Here is an 18083-nt window from a genome sequence, read left to right as displayed (position 1 = left end):
AGTCACAAAATCCCGATGGTTTAAAATTAAAATATTTTCAAAGTGGAAATCAATGTAATTGACAATGTATGATGAAAGAGCCTATATTCCATAGAGTCAGCAGAGATTGCAGCTGCGAAGATGAATTCCATGATCATTCTCAGCCAGATTGTGCTGCTCGATGAATGGGCAACACGAAGGATCTCCATATGGGGTACTTCAGCGGTGAATCAGTTGTGTTCTGCTGGAACAAACCATTCTTATGACTTTTAAATTAAGGATGACAAGCAAAATTACGCTGGTTGCTGCAACAAATGTGGAGGTAATGAATATATGGATATTGATCTGACGAATCAGTTGAACCAGTCATTAAGCACAAATGGGTTAGTTTCGATTGTCGTTTCGCTATTGTGTATAGCACTCGCATGGTGGGCGCTGCAAAACCTGAAGCTTGATCTGATTATCAGACAGCCGAAGGGTGCTCAAGGAAGATTGCTGCATTTGCTGCTTGCCATTATTCTGGGTCATGCCGTATCCGGGTTCGTTATTGATTATTTATCGTGGACCCAAATGTTGCGTCATTTGTTTTAATGTTGAGATGGTTGGTTAATCATCTGTTAGGTTCTTCATGCAGCCTGATTGTCGAATAACATCGATTGATTGTGTCAACAATTAGAGTATGACCAACCTGTTAACAATTAAGAAAAATGTGTGACATGTAATTGGTTGAATTGAGATGTTTTATGTAAAAATGCTTGTATCGTACAATTCAAAAATGTTATGATGGAAGTTAGGGAATTAACTATTGTTCACTTTAACCTTAGGTTATAAACGGGATCCCCGGTAGTTTACCGGCTAATAATCATCCCAATCCGTCTGTCCTGATGTTTTGCTGACCTGTAAGCCTTAATTACAAGTTTGCAGGCAATCAGCACGGCAAGTGTTATCATCAATTTTGGATTATAAACCAATTCTTTTCTGAACAGACATCAGGCGTTTTTTGCCGGGTAATGTCGAAATTCCACACACAGCAACAGTCCTTTCTAACACAGAGGGCTTACGTATTCCGGAATGAAGAAAAGGGAATAAAAGCGCGGAGGGAACCATGATGAGCAAATTTATCGTCCGCGGTGGCAAAAGGTTGACCGGAAGTGTCAAAGTTAGCGGCGCTAAAAATTCTGTTCTTCCGATCATCGCTGCCTCTCTACTAGGGGAAGAAGGACAAAGCGTTATTATTGACGCGCCTCCTCTAGACGATGTGATGACGATTAACAAAGTGTTGGAATCGCTGGGAGCGGGTGTTACATACCGGGACGAAGTGATTACCGTGAATGCGGAAAAACTTACTTCCTGCGAAGCCCCGTATGAATGGGTAAGTAAAATGCGGGCGTCTTTTCTGGTCATGGGGCCTTTATTGACGCGTATGGGTCATACAAGAATTTCGCTTCCTGGTGGATGTGCCATCGGAACACGGCCAATTGATCAGCATTTGAAAGGTTTTGAAGCCATGGGTGCCGAGATCAGCTTGGGCCAAGGCTATATCGAAGCTCGCAGCCAAGGACGGTTGCGTGGTGCAAAAATTTATCTGGATGTAGCCTCTGTCGGAGCTACTCAAAATATTATGATGGCTGCAACGCTGGCTGACGGTGTTACCGTGCTGGAGAATGCAGCAAAAGAACCTGAGATTGTGGATCTGGCCAACTTCCTTAACGGAATGGGTGCCAAAGTTCGTGGAGCGGGTACAGGAGTTATTCGCATCGAAGGTGTGGAGAAACTCACTGGAGTGAAGCACACCGTGATTCCTGACCGGGTAGAAGCGGGTACCTACATGGCTGCTGCTGCTATCTCTGGTGGCGACGTCTACATCGAAGGTGCAATCTCCGATCATTTGGGTTCGGTTATTGCGAAGATGGAAGAGATGGGAGTGACCATCCTGCCAGATGAGAATGGGGTACGTGTTATTGCGGACCGTCCACTCAAGGCAGTAGATGTGAAAACATTACCATACCCTGGATTCCCTACTGACATGCAGTCCCAGATGATGGCGCTCTTGCTGGCATCAGAAGGAACAAGTGTCGTAACGGAGACGGTATTTGAGAATCGCTTCATGCATGTGGATGAATTCCAGTTGATGAATGCGGAGATCAAAGTGGAAGGCCGTTCGTCCATCATTACAGGTAATGCCAAACTGAAGGGTGCCAAAGTTACAGCTACCGATTTGCGTGCGGGTGCTGCACTCATTATTGCGGGTCTGGTTGCTGAAGGCACAACTGAAGTCGGCGGTGTTCATCACATCGACCGTGGCTACGTTCACCTGGCTGAAAAGCTGAATGGACTGGGAGCCGACATTTACCGTATTTCGGTTGAAGAACCGAAACTGGACGCAGCTAAGCCTGCAACCGAAAAAGCTGAGGAAGAAGTGCCGATGTTCAAGGTACAACCGACTTGGGCTTAAATCATGAATTGCAAAAAGCTAAGCCATCTGGCTTGGCTTTTTTTGTGCTCTTTTTTTACATATAACGCTACAAGATGCAAGCCGAGATTCAGTACCTGATTCTATTAATAGCTGGTCCTAATGGAAGAACTGTGGGTCCAAATTTTGAATATATACAATTGAATAAAAGAACATCAATAGAGAATGCGGTGCATGGTTAGGCATGTCAAAAATGGCTGTATAGCGGCGGTTTATCCACTATAGCAGAGCAATGTTAATCTAACATTAAAAAGAAGCAGAAGCTCTTTCTTTCTCTCAAATCAGGTTCTATCAGATCGAAACAGCTCATACCCTAAACTATGGATTTGAACAAAAGGACCGGTCTATGACGGCCTATGTACAACGGAGGGTATGTCGAAATGAAAGAAGCTCGTATACAGGTTAAAGTGCCCCTTGTCCCCCGTCCAATGATGGAGGAGTCCAAGCAGACTGCGGATACCGGAATGGAGAAAGACAAGCCCACGGCGATGAGTACCAGAAATGCAGCTGCAGAGGCCAAAAGAACACTCAATCCAAACCCAACAGGAGCATCAGACCAGTCTGAGCGTGAGGCAAGGAGAATTCGCGGACCGGTCATAGAACTGGATCAGTTCCGCCGAGTAAAGAGACGCCGGATGAGGACATTCGGAAGAGGACGCAGGTGGTCAAGCGGATCCAGGCGCTGGCAACCAGCTGCTGCTGTATCAGGGCTCTTGGCGCTGGCACTCCTGATCCCTGCTATATTAGTGTGGCCCCGGGCAAGTGATCCGGTGAAGCCGATCCCAGTTACACCATCAACAGGCAGTGTAACGAACACCATCCCAGTCCCAGCTGTGCCAGTGACATACCCAGAACCCAATGTAAGAGTGTATCTGTCGGCAACGGGAACAACAATGAGTCTTCCGCTTGAGGAGTATGTGACGGGTGTTGTTGCTGCGGAGATGCCTGCCGAGTTCAGGCTTGAGGCACTGAAGGCACAGGCCATTGCCGCGCGGACCTTTATCGTCAGAAGGCTGGCAGCGCACGATACCAGCGGTGTACCTTCAGGTAATGCAGATGTAACGGATACGGTCAGTCATCAGGTGTTTATTCCACCGGATCAGGTGGAGAAGGAGTGGACACGGTTGGGGAAAGCGGAGGAATGGGAGAAGTTACAGCAGGCCATCCGCGAAAGCCGGGACGCCGTGATGACATATCAGGGTAAGGCCATTACTGCATCCTTTTTTTCTACAAGTAACGGTTATACGGAGAACGCTGAGGATGTATGGGGAAATGTCGTACCCTATTTGAAAAGTGTAGCAAGTCCATGGGACCAGAAGTTAGCTCCGGGATTCAAGGAGACCGTCACAATGAAGCGCAGCGAAATTCTCCAGAAGCTGAATCTGAGTGCCACTGCTATCCCGGTCACTGCCCAGGAGGGCGGCTCCTGGATGGAAGTGTTGTCTACAACAGAAGGTCACCGGATTAAGGAGATGCAGATCGCAGGTTCAACGTTCAGTGGACCAGAGGTGCGCAAGCTGCTTGGATTGAGATCCAGTCAATTCAGCTGGACGACAGAGGGTGACGAGGTGCAGATTACGACCTACGGTTACGGACATGGCGTGGGAATGAGCCAGTGGGGAGCGAATGGCATGGCGCAGGAGGGACACACCGCGACACAGATTCTGAAACACTACTACACAGGTATCTCATTTGGACAGGCATCGAAGATGCTGGCCTCGAAATAAGAGACAAGACGGATGAATAAATGTGAATCAATCTGAAGTAATCCGGAGATATCCGAATAAATGCGAGTTAATCCAAATGAATTCGAATGAATTGAATGAATTGAATGAATTGAATGAATTGAATAAATACAAGTGTACGGAGATGAGAAGGTTAGGCTGTGCTTCCTATACACCATTAACTCTAACGAATCTGAGATACCTTATTGGGCCATATTATTCGATTGGAAACTTTAACGAATCTCAGACACGTTATATCAAGACATATACGCAATTAAACCGATATACTTTGACCAAAAGATTAATTAGAGTGTCAACAATTCGTTAGAATTCCCAAGCTGTGAATTTCTCTCTAATAAGACCACTCAGGTTCGTTAGAAGTATTCCATTAATCTAATCTCGAGGTTAGATGGAACACTCATTAGTGCCGGGGCCTCACCATTCTCTCATCTCACTATAACGAGCCTAGAGCGCAATAAATCGGTTTATCCAATCCGTCCTATATCGTGTCGCATCGCTATCAGCCGATAAACTCACTTTATAAAAGGATTGGCCAATGCAGCCAATCCGGGCTTTTCTACCAACCACCCATTCTGGAGCTTTTAAGACTTGGCTATATCAGTCTGAACCATAGTTACACCGGAACGGAGAGCGCAGAAAAGACCTGTAGAAGCGAAGCTAAAAGCTTTCTGAAAGAAAGCTGCTTCGGAAGCATAAGCTTGCCTTTACTCCTGGATTTCTCCCTTTGAAGAAGGTGATAGAAGAAATCCGGGAGTAACAGCGGTCGAAAGGTTTTCTGGCACCGAAGCGGCACACGCACTAACCACTCATCCACATATATAGCAGTCTCTGAAACCTCCGTGAAAAAAATTAGAGTCGCGCGTGTATAAAAGAGTTGCACCCGGTAACACTTGTTACTGAGGTGATCAAGATGAATGAACAAAACAAAAAAACAGTCCAAGAAGAAACTCCTAAAACAACTCAAGGAGTACCGGCCAGCCAGCCCTCTTCGTGGAAAAGAGCAATGTCCAAACGTTGGGTCTTCCCGGCAGCCTACATCGCAGCAGCAGGCATTATACTAACATTAGTGTGGGTCTATCAGGGTACAGGCGAGAAAACGCTGAACTCCGATCCTGCTAGTGGAGTAGTAGAAACGGGAGCATCGGGTACAGAAGAAACAGCAGTTGGTGGAGAAGAAAGTGTGGAAGTTGTCGCCCAGTCGGAAAGTTTTGCATGGCCAGTAGCAAGTCCGTCGGAAATCTCTGTTGTTAAACCGTTCTATGAGAACGAAGGCTCTACCGAAGAACATGAAGCCGCAATGGTGCAGTACAACGATACGTTTATTCCAAACACAGGCGTAGACCTGGCGCGTGGGGATAACAAGTCATTTGAAGTAAAAGCAGCACTCGGCGGTAAAGTGACACGGGTGGAGCAAAATCCGCTGACGGGTCAAGTTGTGGAAATCACACACAGTGATAACCTCAAAACCGTATACCAAAGCCTGTCTGACGTCAAAGTGAAACAGGATGATGAAGTGAAACAGGGAGATGCAATTGCATCCGCTGGCGTAAATGAACTGGAAAAAACGCTCGGCAACCACCTGCACTTCGAAGTATACGAAGACGGTCAACCGGTTAACCCGCAAGGATATCTTCCGGAAAAATAAATGATTTTTAACGCAGAATGAAAAGGGCAGAGGGAAATCCCCTCTGCTTTTTTTGTGCTTTTCAGAAATTATTGGGACCTCCGAAGCTTGTCACACCTCTAAACCGCGAATATATAGGCATGCTCCTCATATAATGTACCAAACTATCCACACAGTAGGGAGGCGGGAGCGTGCACGATTACATCAAGGAACGGACCATAAAAATAGGTCGCTGCATTGTCGAGACGAGGAATACGGTCCGTACCATTGCCAAAGAGTTCGGCGTGTCAAAGAGTACGGTGCATAAGGACCTGACGGAGCGTCTGCCGGAAATCAACCCTGATCTTGCTGACCAGGTGAAACATATCCTGGAGTACCACAAGTCCATCCGCCACTTGCGGGGCGGCGAAGCGACCAAAATCAAATACAAAAAAACAAGCGGCAAAAAGCGTGAAGTACTGGCTTCCGCTAAATCGTAACCATCGCGAAAAGACGTAGGCCAAAAAGCTCAAACATGGATTGAATCCCTCCCCTGAAGTATGATATGTTAAAAGCTGGTACAGGATCGAATTATGACATCTTATCAGCCCGATTTTTACATATATATGTTGCACTTTGTCGAACGAGCGGTGACGTGATAAGGGACTCTTTTTTCACAGGATACGCTGACCAAATAATATCACTTTGGGGGCTCTTTTATGTTAAGCAAGGATATCGGTATTGATCTTGGCACGGCGAACGTGCTTATTCACGTGAAAGGAAGTGGGGTCGTCCTCGATGAACCTTCCGTCGTGACCATTGAAAGCGATACGAAGCGGGTCCTTGCTGTTGGGGAAGAAGCGCGTCGTATGGTGGGGCGTACTCCGGGTAACATTGTTGCCATCCGACCGCTGCGTGACGGCGTTATTGCGGACTTCGAAATTACGGAAGCGATGCTCAGACATTTTATTAATCGTGTGGGGGCGAGAAGCTGGTACAGCCACCCGCGTATTCTGATCTGTGCACCGACGAATATTACTTCCGTGGAGCAGAAGGCGATCCGTGAGGCTGCGGAGCGCAGCGGTGCCAAAGAAGTATTTTTGGAAGAAGAGCCAAAAGCGGCAGCCATTGGTGCAGGAATGGATATTTTTCAGCCGAGCGGCAATATGGTCGTGGATATCGGCGGCGGAACGACTGACGTTGCAGTCCTGTCTATGGGCGACGTAGTCACCGCCTCTTCTATTAAAGTCGCAGGGGACAAGTTCGACGAAGCGATTATCAAGTTTATCAAAGCCAAGTACAAACTCATGATCGGTGAACGCACTGCCGAGGATCTGAAAATTGCGATTGGTTCCGTAAACCCGGCTGGACGCCAAACCGAGATGGACATTCGCGGACGGGATATGGTATCCGGATTGCCTGTTACGGTAACGGTGTCGGGAAGTGAAGTACAGGAAGCGCTATGGGATTCCGTGCAATCCATTATCGTTGCAGCAAAATCGGTATTGGAGCGGACGCCACCAGAGCTGTCGGCGGATATTATTGACCGGGGTGTCGTGCTGACAGGCGGAGGCGCTTTGCTTAATGGGCTGGACGAGCTTTTGTCCAATGAACTGCATGTACCGGTATGGGTTGCAGAGGATCCGATGCATTGTGTCGTAAAAGGGACAGGCATTATGCTCAATAATTTGGATCAAGTGGTTAAGAAAAAGTTCTGATCTGCCGATATAAGTATCAAAGGTTCGCCTATGCTCGGCATTAGAACGGACAAGCATTGATCCTGCAGTGCAGGACAAGCGCTTGAGGAGAGGGGTTAATTCATGCTAAGAGGTTTGTACACCGCTACCGCGGGAATGATTACGCAGCAACGCCGCCATGACACAGCGACTCAAAACATTGTTAATGCGAACACGACGGGATATAAACAGGTGAACAGCGTAAGCCGTTCTTTCCCGGAAATGCTCATTACGTTGGTCGGTGGAGATGCCAATGTTCCGACAAAGCGGCTGGGCAGGCTGAACACAGGGGTGTTCGCGGAAGAGAGCTTGTCCATGAATTTGCAGGGAGCGATTATGGAGAGTGGTCAAAAGAGTGATTTTGCCATCTCGTCCAATCTGTCCTTAAATGATCCGCAGACGGGACAACCTGTCGCCTTTGACGGTTCAGGCAAATTTGTACGAGCTGATGGCACGGTGATTTACCAGCCTCAAGCGTATTTTACGGTGCGGGATGCGGAAGGCAATACAAGATATACACGTGATGGCCACTTCCAGGTTACCGGAACGGGAGAACTATTAAGCTCAACGGGAGCTCAGGTTCTGGATAATAATGGACAGCCCGTTGTGTTGACAGGCTCAGTGGACCAATTTAAAGTGGATGAGCAAGGCCGTCTAGTGGATGCAGTCACGGGTGCACCGACGGGGGTTACGCTTGGAATCAGCGTCATTGATCAGCCTAACCAACTGGTTCGTCAGGGTGATGGTAATTTTAGTCTGTATGACCAGGAAGGTGCTACAGCGCGAATGATGGCTGCGGGAGATAATGTGCAGATCCGTCAGGGCTACCTGGAAGGATCGAACGTCGATGCTTCCCAAGCTACGGTGGATATGAATGCCGCTTATCGTGCATATGAAGCGAATCAGAAGGTTGTGCAGTTCTATGATCGAAGTTTGGACAAAGCTGTCAATGATGTAGGTCGTGTATAACGCGCGGCAATAGAGAGGATGAATTACTAAATGAATAATTCCATGATTAGTGCGAAGGTCTCGATGACCGCGATACAGCAACGTCTGGATGTCATTTCCGATAATATTGCCAACGTGAATACGGCAGGCTATAAAAGCAAGCAGGCGGCGTTCGAGGATGTACTGACCCGGGTGCAGCAGCAACCGGACAAGTATAAGCTCGATGGACGTTCCACCCCAATGGGATATAATCTGGGATTTGGTGCCCGTTTGACGAGCGTGACGAAGGATATGTCTCAGGGGACACTGAATGAGACAGGCAGTCCAACGGATTTGGCAATCGAAGGCAATGCGATGTTTGCCGTTGAAGCGAATGGTCAGAAAATGTGGACACGTCAGGGAGCATTCCACTTTGTCCCTGATCCAACACCTAACCCGAACCCTAACGCACCGCAGATGATGGTGCTGGTTGATGGGGAAGGCTACTTCGCGCTGGATCGTCAAGGTAATCGGATCACGGCTCCGAACAATAGTAAAGTGGCCTTCGACGAGAAGGGTAACCTATTGATTCGTCGCGGGAATGAAGCCAATGCAACGATTGGAGCCCAGCTGCAGCTTGTAGACATCGAGCGTCCGGAAGGCCTTGTGCAATACGCAGATAATCTGTTTGGTCTGGATGCCGGCTTGACCGAGGATGATGTGTTTGGCGCTAATGCGGCTACACGTGATGCAGTAGCTACGATTCGTGCGGGCTATCTGGAGCAATCCAACGTGGATCTGACACAGGAGATGGCACTATTGATGCAAGGACAGCGGACCTATCAGCTGGCAGCACGTGCACTGACATCAAGTGATTCGATGGCAGGTCTTGCCAACACTATAAGAGCATAAAGGTGAATGCGATGACAGATACACAGAAGCAGAACAGCAAGCCGGAGAAGAAGGAAGTCAAGAAGAAGAAAAAGAGTGGATGGCGGGTTGCCAGATGGTTCCTGATCCCGGTCTTGCTTGTTCTTGCCCTCGCTGGCGGCATGGTCGCTGGTTATGTGGTACTGGGCAAACAGGATATTGGCTCCGTGTTCCAGTGGAGTACCTGGAAACATGTATATGATCTGGTGTTCGCTTCATGATCGTGAAATAGCGAAAACTCCTGCGCAGGCAGGAGTTTTCTTTTTCGCGTTGAAAACAGTATAATGATGGATGACGTTTGACGTCAAAAGAGGCCTCCCCTGCGAAAGACGATTGTCATCGCGAAGAGAGACCCCTTATCTCAACCTTCACTACTGCAGTCATGAAGGATATTAGTAGTGTTAACTGAATATGCGTTTTTCATACCAAATAAAAATAACCACATTTATATGAGCTCGACTTTATAATAGTTGGGTTGTCCATTTCATGCTGAGAACTAGTGGAGGGAACGGAATCGATTCTAAAGAAGCGAAGCGTTCGCCTTTGTTTTCGAATGTATACCATTTAATAAATAGTTCAGTACACATTCGAGAAACAACAGCGATCGAAAGAACGATCCGTAACCGTAACGGTCGCAAGCTCGCACATGGTCAGTCCATTATGGAGAGTCTCATAATAAATGACCCTGAAAGGAGATTACACTGTGCTCGATAGCAAACAGATTCAAGCCATTATCCCGCACCGTCCCCCGTTTCTGCTGGTGGACAAGATTGTAGAAATGGAGGATGGCAAACGTGCCGTTGGTCTGAAGAACGTAACGATTAACGAACCGTTCTTCATCGGTCATTTCCCTGAATATCCGGTAATGCCAGGGGTGTTGATCACCGAAGCACTGGCTCAAGTAGGCGCAGCGGCGATTCTTAACGTGGAGAGTAATAAAGGCAAAATCGGCTTTTTGGCGGGACTGGATAATTTCCGATTCCGTGGACAAGTTGTGCCCGGAGATACGTTGATGCTGGAAGTGGAAATTACACGTCTGAAAGGTTCGATCGGTAAAGGCAAAGCGACAGCCCGTGTGGAAGACAAAGTCGTCGCTGAAGGCGAAATCATGTTTGCCCTGTCTGACCCAAGCTGATTACAACCATGAGCATTTGCATCAGTCAGAGTGTGTCTAAAACGGATTAATGCAAAATGCTGAAGCAGCTCAGCAAACCATTGAATTTATATAGACGGAAGGGGTTTATAGGAATGGAACAGTTAAGCGGAACAGCAGCACAGACGTTACAGCAGTGGTTGGAGGATGCTTCGATTGATGAAGCGACGAAACAGGAGCTTCGTGATTTGCAGGATCAGCCGAAAGAGCTGGAGGATCGTTTCTATCGAAATCTGGAGTTTGGTACAGGTGGATTGCGCGGGGTCATTGGCGCCGGGAGCAACCGGATGAACAAGTACACCGTTGGTCGGGCGACTCAAGGTTTTGCACGTTATCTGCTCGAACAGCATGGGGACAAGGAGGGCAGACCTTCTGTGGTTATTGCCCATGACTCCCGTCACTACTCGCCTGAATTTACGCTGGATGCTGCGTTGGTTCTTGCCGGAAACGGCATTGTAGCCAAGCTGTTCACATCCCTGCGCCCTACACCGCAGCTGTCCTTCAGTGTGCGTCACTTGCAAGCGACGGGCGGTATTGTGGTAACGGCAAGTCATAACCCACCGGAGTATAACGGATACAAAGTGTACAACCATGAAGGTGGCCAACTGGTACCGCACGAAGCAGAGAAAGTCATCCAATATATTCAGGAAGTTCCTTCCCTCGCCGATGTGAAAAAGCTGACCCAGGAAGAAGCTGAAGCGCAAGGCCTGCTGGTATGGCTGGGTGAAGAGGAAGATCAGGCATTTGTCGATACGGTTGCCAGCGTAAGTCTGAGTCGTGACCTGATTCAATCCGGTGTAGGCCGTGACTTCAAAATCGTCTTTACGCCGCTGCACGGCACAGGAAACATTCCAGTTCGCCGTGTATTGGAACAAATCGGCTTTGAGCAGGTACACGTGGTAGAAGAACAGGAACAGCCGGATGCTGAATTCTCCACCGTGAAGTCTCCTAACCCGGAAGAACGCGAAGCATTCACACTTGCCATGAAACTGGGTGAATCCGTAGGTGCTGACATTCTGATTGGTACCGATCCGGACGCAGACCGCATGGGTGCAGTTGTGAAAGACAATGATGGCAAGTATTTCGTGCTGTCTGGTAACCAATCCGGTGCGATCATGGTGCACTACGTGCTGAGCCGTCTGCAAGAGACAGGCAAGCTGCCAAGCAACAGCGCAGTGGTCAAAACGATTGTAACGAGCGAGATGGGCGCGGTCATTGCGGAGCATTACGGTGCAGAAGTGATGAACACCCTGACAGGCTTCAAATATATTGGTGAAAAAATGAACCAGTTCGAAGCAACTGGCAGTCATACATTCTTGTTCGGATATGAAGAGAGTTATGGCTATCTGGCAGGCAGTTACGCACGTGACAAAGACGCCATCCTGGCTTCGATGCTCATTGCAGAAGCTGCTGCATATTACAAAAACCAAGGTAAAACGCTGTACGATGTCCTACAGGAGCTCTATCGCCAGTTCGGGTATTTCCTCGAGAAGCTGGAGTCCCGTACGCTGAAAGGCAAGGACGGTGTAGCGCAAATCCAGGCGAAAATGACGGATTGGCGTTCCAACCCGCCACAAGAAGTAGCGGGTATCGCGGTACAGGATGTGCTTGATTACTCTCTTGGTCTGGATGGCTTGCCAAAAGAAAATGTCCTGAAGTTCATTTTGGCAGATGGATCATGGTTCTGCCTGCGTCCTTCCGGTACAGAGCCGAAGATCAAAGTGTACTTCGCAGTACGTGGTGAGAGCCTGGAAGATGCGAAAGGCCGCATTGAACGTTTGGCTTCCACAGTAATGTCGCGAGTAGACGCACAATAAGTACGATTGTTGTACAAAGCACGAATGGTTAAAAGCCTCTCCGCACCGTAAGGTTGGTTGGCGGAGGGGCTTTTCTTTTAGGTGTGATTTTTTGCAGAGGTTGAAACACATTGATCGGATATTCGAAGGCTTGTTGACACAAGCTGTGTATATACCCGTTAATTATTTGAATGAATTGCTTGAGCTGAACATGGATTTGGTTCCAACACTTGAGGAGGTACATGTAGTGCGTCAAAAATGGCTTTATTGGAATACCGCTTCCCGGAAGTGGCTGTGGCTTGTTGTCATTATAGGACTGATCGCTTCCATCCCTGTCATCAGTGATCGGGTACAGACGGAATCGTCCGCCAAAAAGGTGGAGCTTGTATTCAATTATAGAGGTCTGTTGGATATATCGGCTTATCAAGCTCATCCCCAAGATTTTATGAATGAGCAATTGACTCGCTTGAAAGATGCCGGCGTTACAACGATGGCCGTATTCGAAAGTACACTGGATGAGCTTAGAAAGTCACGGAAACTGACCGTATATAACGGGCAGGATGTTGCTAACCTGACTCAGAACGTGGTTTCTCCTAACGAGAACTTCACGTATGTGTTGTTCACATCCGAAGAAAATGCCCAAACCTATACACCCATCATTGAACAAACGTTCGCGGATCGTCAGATTCCAGTTGTTCCATGGGAATTTGAAGGTCGAAGCGGCTTGATTTTGCAGACTCCTCCGGAGAATGCCAACATGCAGCCGATGCAGCCGGATCCGGTTGCCATCCAGATGCTGCGTGATAAAGGGTTTTACATTTTGCCAAGGATCGCAGATAGTGTGCCATACAGCCAGGAATCCATGGAGCGTCTGCTTACCTTCTTCGAAGAGAATGGCGTGAAACGCATCCTGTTTGATGGCGATGCGGTGAAAGGGTACAATGATAATGCGGAGATGAAGAGTCTCGATCAGTTCGCACAATTGTTGAACAAACATGACATTGGACTTGCAGCGATTGAAAACTTAAAGAAATCTCAATCCGGATTTGAAACCCTTGCCTATAAAACGGACTACAACGTTGCTCGTTTGTATTCGTTAAGTGAGGGAGATGCCAATCTGGATGTAGATGTCATTGCGGACCGTTTTGTGCTCGCTACCAAGGACCGTAACATCCGCATGCTCTATTTGAATGCAGGTCCTAGCCGGAACACGGCCAAAGCCATGATTACGGATCCGATTGAGAACCTGATTAACAGTCTGGGTGAGCCAGGGCATGCCATTGAACGCATGGAGAAGCGCGGATTCGAGCTTGGACAGGCTGAGGCATTTACAGTAAAAGAATCTTCGATTCAGCGTTATGCCAAGCTGGTTGCGCTAGTTGGTGCAATTGCCATGATTACCTTGATGGTGTCATACTTCGTACCACTGTTGACCTTGCTTGTGTTTGTGTTAGGTTTGGTTGGAAGTGCGGGCTTGTTCCTCCTGAAACCAACCTTGCTTGAGCAGGGGATTGCCTTGCTCGTTGCGATCTCCGCACCAACCATCGCGATGGTGCTTGCGGTGAGAACCGTGAATTATCAGCAGCAGCGTCAACCCAATGCGTCTGCGGGTCGTCGATTGGCACAAACGTTGATCTTATATGTAAGAACGTCAATTCTGTCGTTCCTTGCTGTGCCGTTTATGATCGCATTGCTCAACAGCATTACGTATAGTCTGGTCATTAACCAGTTTAGGGGCGTGAGCCTGCTGCACTTTGCTCCAATGGGACTGGTAGCTATTTATATCTTGTTTTATCGTGGATCGGGTACGATTTCCATCAAGCAGCTCAAAGGAATTCTGCGTACACCGGTTAATGTACTGATGGTTGTTCTGGCGGTTGTTGCAGCCGCAGCTGGATATTATTATTTGACACGTACAGGGAACTCGGGTTCTGTGACCCCATTTGAGATGTTCCTGCGTACAACGCTGGAAGATACATTTGGCGTAAGACCAAGGTTCAAAGAATTTGTGCTGGGACACCCGCTGTTTATCGTTGGCGTGTTCGCCGCTTTAAAATATCGTCAAGTCATCTTTGTGCTCATTATTGCAGCGATTGGACAGTTGTCCATGGTGGATACGTTCGCGCATATCCATACACCGGCTGTATTATCTCTCATTCGCGGAGTGATGGGACTCGGAATTGGCTTAATCTTCGGTATCATTGCTGTGGGTGTGTGGCAAGTAGCGGAAGGATGTTGGAAAAAATGGTCACCACTTCTCAAAAGTTAGTCATCTCGGGATATTACGGATTCCGCAATAGCGGAGACGAAGCGGTACTTAAGTCGATTCTGACTGCACTGGAAGAGGAGAGTCACAGATCTGGCGTCAACATTGAGCCGATCGTGCTCTCCATTGATCCAGAGTCGACGACCTCCATGTATGGGGTACGTTCCGTTCACCGCATGAAATTAAAGGAAGTTCGCGAAGCAATCAAGGAAAGTGACGGATTGATCAGCGGCGGCGGAAGCTTGCTGCAGGATGCAACCGGACTGAAATCCATTCCCTACTATTTGGGTGTAATCAAGCTGGCCCAGTGGCTGAAAAAACCTACGTTTATTTATGCTCAGGGAATCGGGCCTGTTAACCGTAAATTCTTCAATCCGATGATCCGCTCCGTGTTCAAGGGTTGTAAGTATATATCGGTTCGGGATGAACAATCCGCAGATTATCTGCGTGGACTTGGACTGCAGTGGAATCAGATTCACGTTGTACCTGACCCAGTTATGGGACTGCCGTTGCCTGAGGGTAGTAGGGAAAAGGATGTTACGACGGGGACTGCGCCGGATCAAGCGAGCGATGGTTCATCTGCGGGGCAAAGCAAACTTCCGGTCATCGGTGTATCCGTGCGTTTCTGGGAGTCTGATCGGAAGGAACTGACGGCGATTGCCTCAGGACTGAAGAAGCTATGTGCCAAAAAGGCAGTGCATCTGCGTTTTATGCCATTTCATTTGCCAAAAGACGAACAGGCTTCCCGTTTTATTATGGAGATGCTCGGAGACGTTACTAGTAAAGGCAGCGAGGTTAGCATAACTCCGAATCTGACCGATCCACAGCTCATGCTGGAGGAAGTCAGCAAGTGTGATGTTGTCATTGGCATGCGTCTGCACAGTTTGATCTATGCCGCATCGCAGTATGTGCCACCTGTGGCCATCTCATACGACCCCAAAATCGATCAGTTCATGCTCCGTCTGGATAGTGAGCCTGTAGGAAGCACGACTGCACTCGATGGGGACAAGCTGGCGAAGAGCGTAGCCTCTCTTCTGGATCAGCGTTCACAGTGGTTGAAGGAAAACGAAGATCGCATTACCGAACTGAAGCAGGAGGCCAGAGTGCCTGCACAGCAAATTATTAACTATTTAGGCCGCAAAGGGTGAGATAAAGATGAATCAGACCGGACCAATACCTACCGTTTCGATCTATGGCATTCCTTTTTCCAAACTGACGATGAAAGAAACGGTGGAGACTCTCCGGGAAGCCGTGTTGTCGAAGAAGCCGCATCAGGTTATTACAGCGAACCCGATCATGGTGATGGCAGCACTGGAGAATCCGTCCATGATGCAAGTGATGCAATCTGCCGAATTGATTGTACCGGATGGTACAGGCGTCGTGTGGGCTGCTAATTATTGTGGGGATCCTGTAGCGGAGCGAGTACCCGGATTTGAGCTTTTACATGAATTGCTGCGGGTTGGAGAAAACTATCGTTGGGGTGTGTATTTGCTCGGTTCCACCCCTGAAGTGATTCAAGAAACGGCAGTTCGGTTACAACAGCAGTATCCGGCGATCCGTATTGTAGGCTATCGCGACGGTTATTTTGGCCCGGCTGAGGACGAAGAGGTGGTGGCTTCCATTCGCGAAGCTGCACCTGATCTGCTGTTTGTGGCACGCGGCGCAGATACGCAGGAGCCCTGGATTCACAAGTATAAGGAGGCGCTACAGGTTCCCGTAACCATGGGCGTTGGAGGCAGTTTTGATGTCATTTCCGGCAAAAGTAAACGTGCCCCAAAACTGTTCCAGAATCTAAGACTGGAGTGGTTTTACCGACTGCTTCGCGAACCAAGTCGTGCAGGCCGCATGCTTGCGCTTCCAAAATTCGCGATTAAAGTGATCCAGGACAAAGAAAACGTGACTAAAGCCCGTTAAATACAGGCTATTACGAGAAAAATGCACGTTTTTGCTAAAAATTGAGGTTGGCGTTTCGCGTGTGATCAGCGTATAATTCATTCCGGATTACATGTATGTTTTCAAAGAATGAATTAGACCGTTACACTTGGCACTACGATTGCAAGGCAACCTTCCGATTGCTGTTATCCGCAGATTTCTTTTATTCCCTTTAGATAGGGAGAAATCCGGTGATAGCTTATGCTTTCGAAGTAGCTTTCCTTCAGAAAGCTTTTAGGCGAACGCTGCGCTTCTACAGGTTATTTCTGACTTCTCCGTTGTAGTGCAAGTGTATTCATTAAATATGGCTAACAATATTTCTTTATATATAAAAAAGAGATCAGGGGATTTATAATTTCGTATGGGTATTATAATTGGGGGTCGAATGTTCAAATGGTAGCGATCTTTATCATTGGATTTATCGTGTCGATGGGACTGGCTCTTGCCCTGACACCGCTTGTCAAAAAGTTCGCGGTTAGAATAGGTGCAATGGACACACCGAATGCACGTAAGGTGCACACTCGGATCATGCCACGTCTCGGTGGTTTGGGAATCTTTCTTGCTTTTATAATTACAGTAGCTGCACTTCTCCCATTTGTATCTGCATGGTTTACAACAAGAGATATGAGCTTTGTCAGTGCCTTTCTGATCGGTGGATCCATTATCGTTCTGATTGGCGCACTGGATGACCGTTTCGAACTGTCAGCTAAAGTAAAACTGCTTGGGCAGCTCGTTGCTGCTGCTGTAGTCGTATTCGGATTTAATATCCGAGTGGATTTCGTTAACATTCCTTTTCAGGATTCTTATTCCTCACTGGAAGCTTGGGTATCCATTCCGCTGACGATTCTGTGGATCGTTGGTGTAACGAATGCGATTAACCTGATCGACGGTCTGGATGGTCTCGCTGCCGGTGTATCCGGTATTGCGATTGGTACCATTGCCGTGATGTCCTTCCTGATGGGCAATATGATGATTGCCTTGATGTGCCTTGTGTTGCTGGGTAGTATTGTCGGCTTCCTGTTCTTCAACTTCCACCCGGCCAAAATCTTCATGGGAGACACGGGATCACTGTTCCTTGGGTTCTCTCTGGCGATGCTGTCCATGCTCGGGTTCAAACAAATTGCAGTCGTGTCCTTCATCACGCCGCTGATCATTATCGGTGTACCACTCTCGGATACCTTCTTCGCGATCATTCGTCGTGCGGTACAACGGAAACCGATTTTCTCACCAGACAAAGGTCACCTGCATCACTGCCTGCGTGAACTTGGATTCAGCCACCGCCAGACGGTGCTGATCATCTACGGTATTGCCGCATTCTTCGGTGTACTGGCGATTATTCAATCATCGGCAGCCATGTTTGAAGCCAACTGGGTAACATTTGTCGTGATCTGTATCATGATGTTCTTCCTCCAGGTTGGTGCAGAAGTGATTGGACTTGTAAGTAAAACCAGAAGACCGGTTATTAATTTCCTGATGCGCATGCGTGTCAAAATTAATCCGGAGACTCGCTCGAAATCCTAAAGATAAACGCTCGTTTACTGCA

Annotated in this window: 15 protein-coding genes; all 15 read left to right on the top strand. The window is 48.0% G+C overall.

Annotated features, from left to right (window positions below):
- The first annotated feature begins 312 nt into the window (after positions 1–312).
- The 15 genes from AC3RCI_RS26790 (at position 313) to AC3RCI_RS26720 (ending at position 18061) form a co-directional block, all read left to right on the top strand.
- Positions 313–570, top strand: coding sequence for a DUF1146 family protein (locus AC3RCI_RS26790; RefSeq protein WP_095291312.1), 258 nt, complete (start codon positions 313–315; stop codon positions 568–570).
- Positions 571–1087: 517 nt separating this feature from the next.
- Positions 1088–2434 (top strand): UDP-N-acetylglucosamine 1-carboxyvinyltransferase, encoded by a 1347-nt coding sequence (murA, locus tag AC3RCI_RS26785; RefSeq protein WP_095359959.1) that lies wholly within the window; start codon positions 1088–1090, stop codon positions 2432–2434.
- Between the two features lie 398 nt (positions 2435–2832).
- The gene (spoIID, locus tag AC3RCI_RS26780; RefSeq protein ID WP_492527005.1) at positions 2833–4179 is read left to right on the top strand and encodes a stage II sporulation protein D; all 1347 of its coding nucleotides are present in this window, start codon (positions 2833–2835) and stop codon (positions 4177–4179) included.
- 928 nt (positions 4180–5107) lie between these two features.
- Positions 5108–5842, top strand: a complete 735-nt coding sequence (locus AC3RCI_RS26775; protein ID WP_095291317.1) for a M23 family metallopeptidase — start codon at positions 5108–5110, stop codon at positions 5840–5842.
- A gap of 170 nt (positions 5843–6012) precedes the next feature.
- Positions 6013–6300 (top strand): sporulation transcriptional regulator SpoIIID, encoded by a 288-nt coding sequence (gene spoIIID, locus AC3RCI_RS26770; protein WP_024632710.1) that lies wholly within the window; start codon positions 6013–6015, stop codon positions 6298–6300.
- Positions 6301–6519: 219 nt separating this feature from the next.
- A complete protein-coding gene (locus AC3RCI_RS26765) occupies positions 6520–7518 on the top strand; it encodes a rod shape-determining protein (RefSeq protein ID WP_095291319.1) in 999 nt (332 codons plus the stop codon).
- A 102-nt stretch (positions 7519–7620) separates the two neighbouring features.
- Positions 7621–8505 carry a flagellar hook-basal body protein gene (locus AC3RCI_RS26760; RefSeq protein ID WP_127537237.1) on the top strand — a complete coding sequence of 295 codons (885 nt, stop codon included), beginning with the start codon at positions 7621–7623 and terminating at the stop codon, positions 8503–8505.
- Positions 8506–8535: 30 nt separating this feature from the next.
- On the top strand, positions 8536–9375 hold the full coding sequence (locus AC3RCI_RS26755) for a flagellar hook-basal body protein (RefSeq protein WP_492527004.1): 840 nt from the start codon (positions 8536–8538) through the stop codon (positions 9373–9375).
- Between the two features lie 11 nt (positions 9376–9386).
- Positions 9387–9614: a DNA-directed RNA polymerase subunit beta gene (locus AC3RCI_RS26750; RefSeq protein ID WP_095291325.1), complete on the top strand. Its 228-nt coding sequence runs from the start codon at positions 9387–9389 to the stop codon at positions 9612–9614.
- 482 nt (positions 9615–10096) lie between these two features.
- On the top strand, positions 10097–10528 hold the full coding sequence (fabZ, locus tag AC3RCI_RS26745) for a 3-hydroxyacyl-ACP dehydratase FabZ (RefSeq protein ID WP_095291326.1): 432 nt from the start codon (positions 10097–10099) through the stop codon (positions 10526–10528).
- A gap of 113 nt (positions 10529–10641) precedes the next feature.
- Positions 10642–12363, top strand: a complete 1722-nt coding sequence (locus AC3RCI_RS26740; RefSeq protein ID WP_492527003.1) for a phospho-sugar mutase — start codon at positions 10642–10644, stop codon at positions 12361–12363.
- A 226-nt stretch (positions 12364–12589) separates the two neighbouring features.
- Complete coding sequence (locus AC3RCI_RS26735; RefSeq protein ID WP_492527002.1) at positions 12590–14611, top strand: DUF5693 family protein; 2022 nt, start codon at positions 12590–12592, stop codon at positions 14609–14611.
- Positions 14587–15756 (top strand): polysaccharide pyruvyl transferase CsaB, encoded by a 1170-nt coding sequence (csaB, locus tag AC3RCI_RS26730; RefSeq protein ID WP_221805732.1) that lies wholly within the window; start codon positions 14587–14589, stop codon positions 15754–15756. Before AC3RCI_RS26735 ends, csaB begins: the two co-directional genes overlap by 25 nt.
- Positions 15757–15763: 7 nt before the next feature.
- Entirely contained in the window at positions 15764–16522 is a 759-nt protein-coding gene (locus tag AC3RCI_RS26725; protein WP_492527001.1) for a WecB/TagA/CpsF family glycosyltransferase, read from the top strand.
- Positions 16523–16933: 411 nt separating this feature from the next.
- Positions 16934–18061: a glycosyltransferase family 4 protein gene (locus AC3RCI_RS26720; RefSeq protein WP_367076544.1), complete on the top strand. Its 1128-nt coding sequence runs from the start codon at positions 16934–16936 to the stop codon at positions 18059–18061.
- Positions 18062–18083 lie beyond the last annotated feature (22 nt).

The organism is Paenibacillus sp. MT124 (assembly GCF_058792755.1).
Note: the sequence above shows the minus strand (reverse complement) of the source record. Positions and strands in the feature narration are given on the sequence as shown.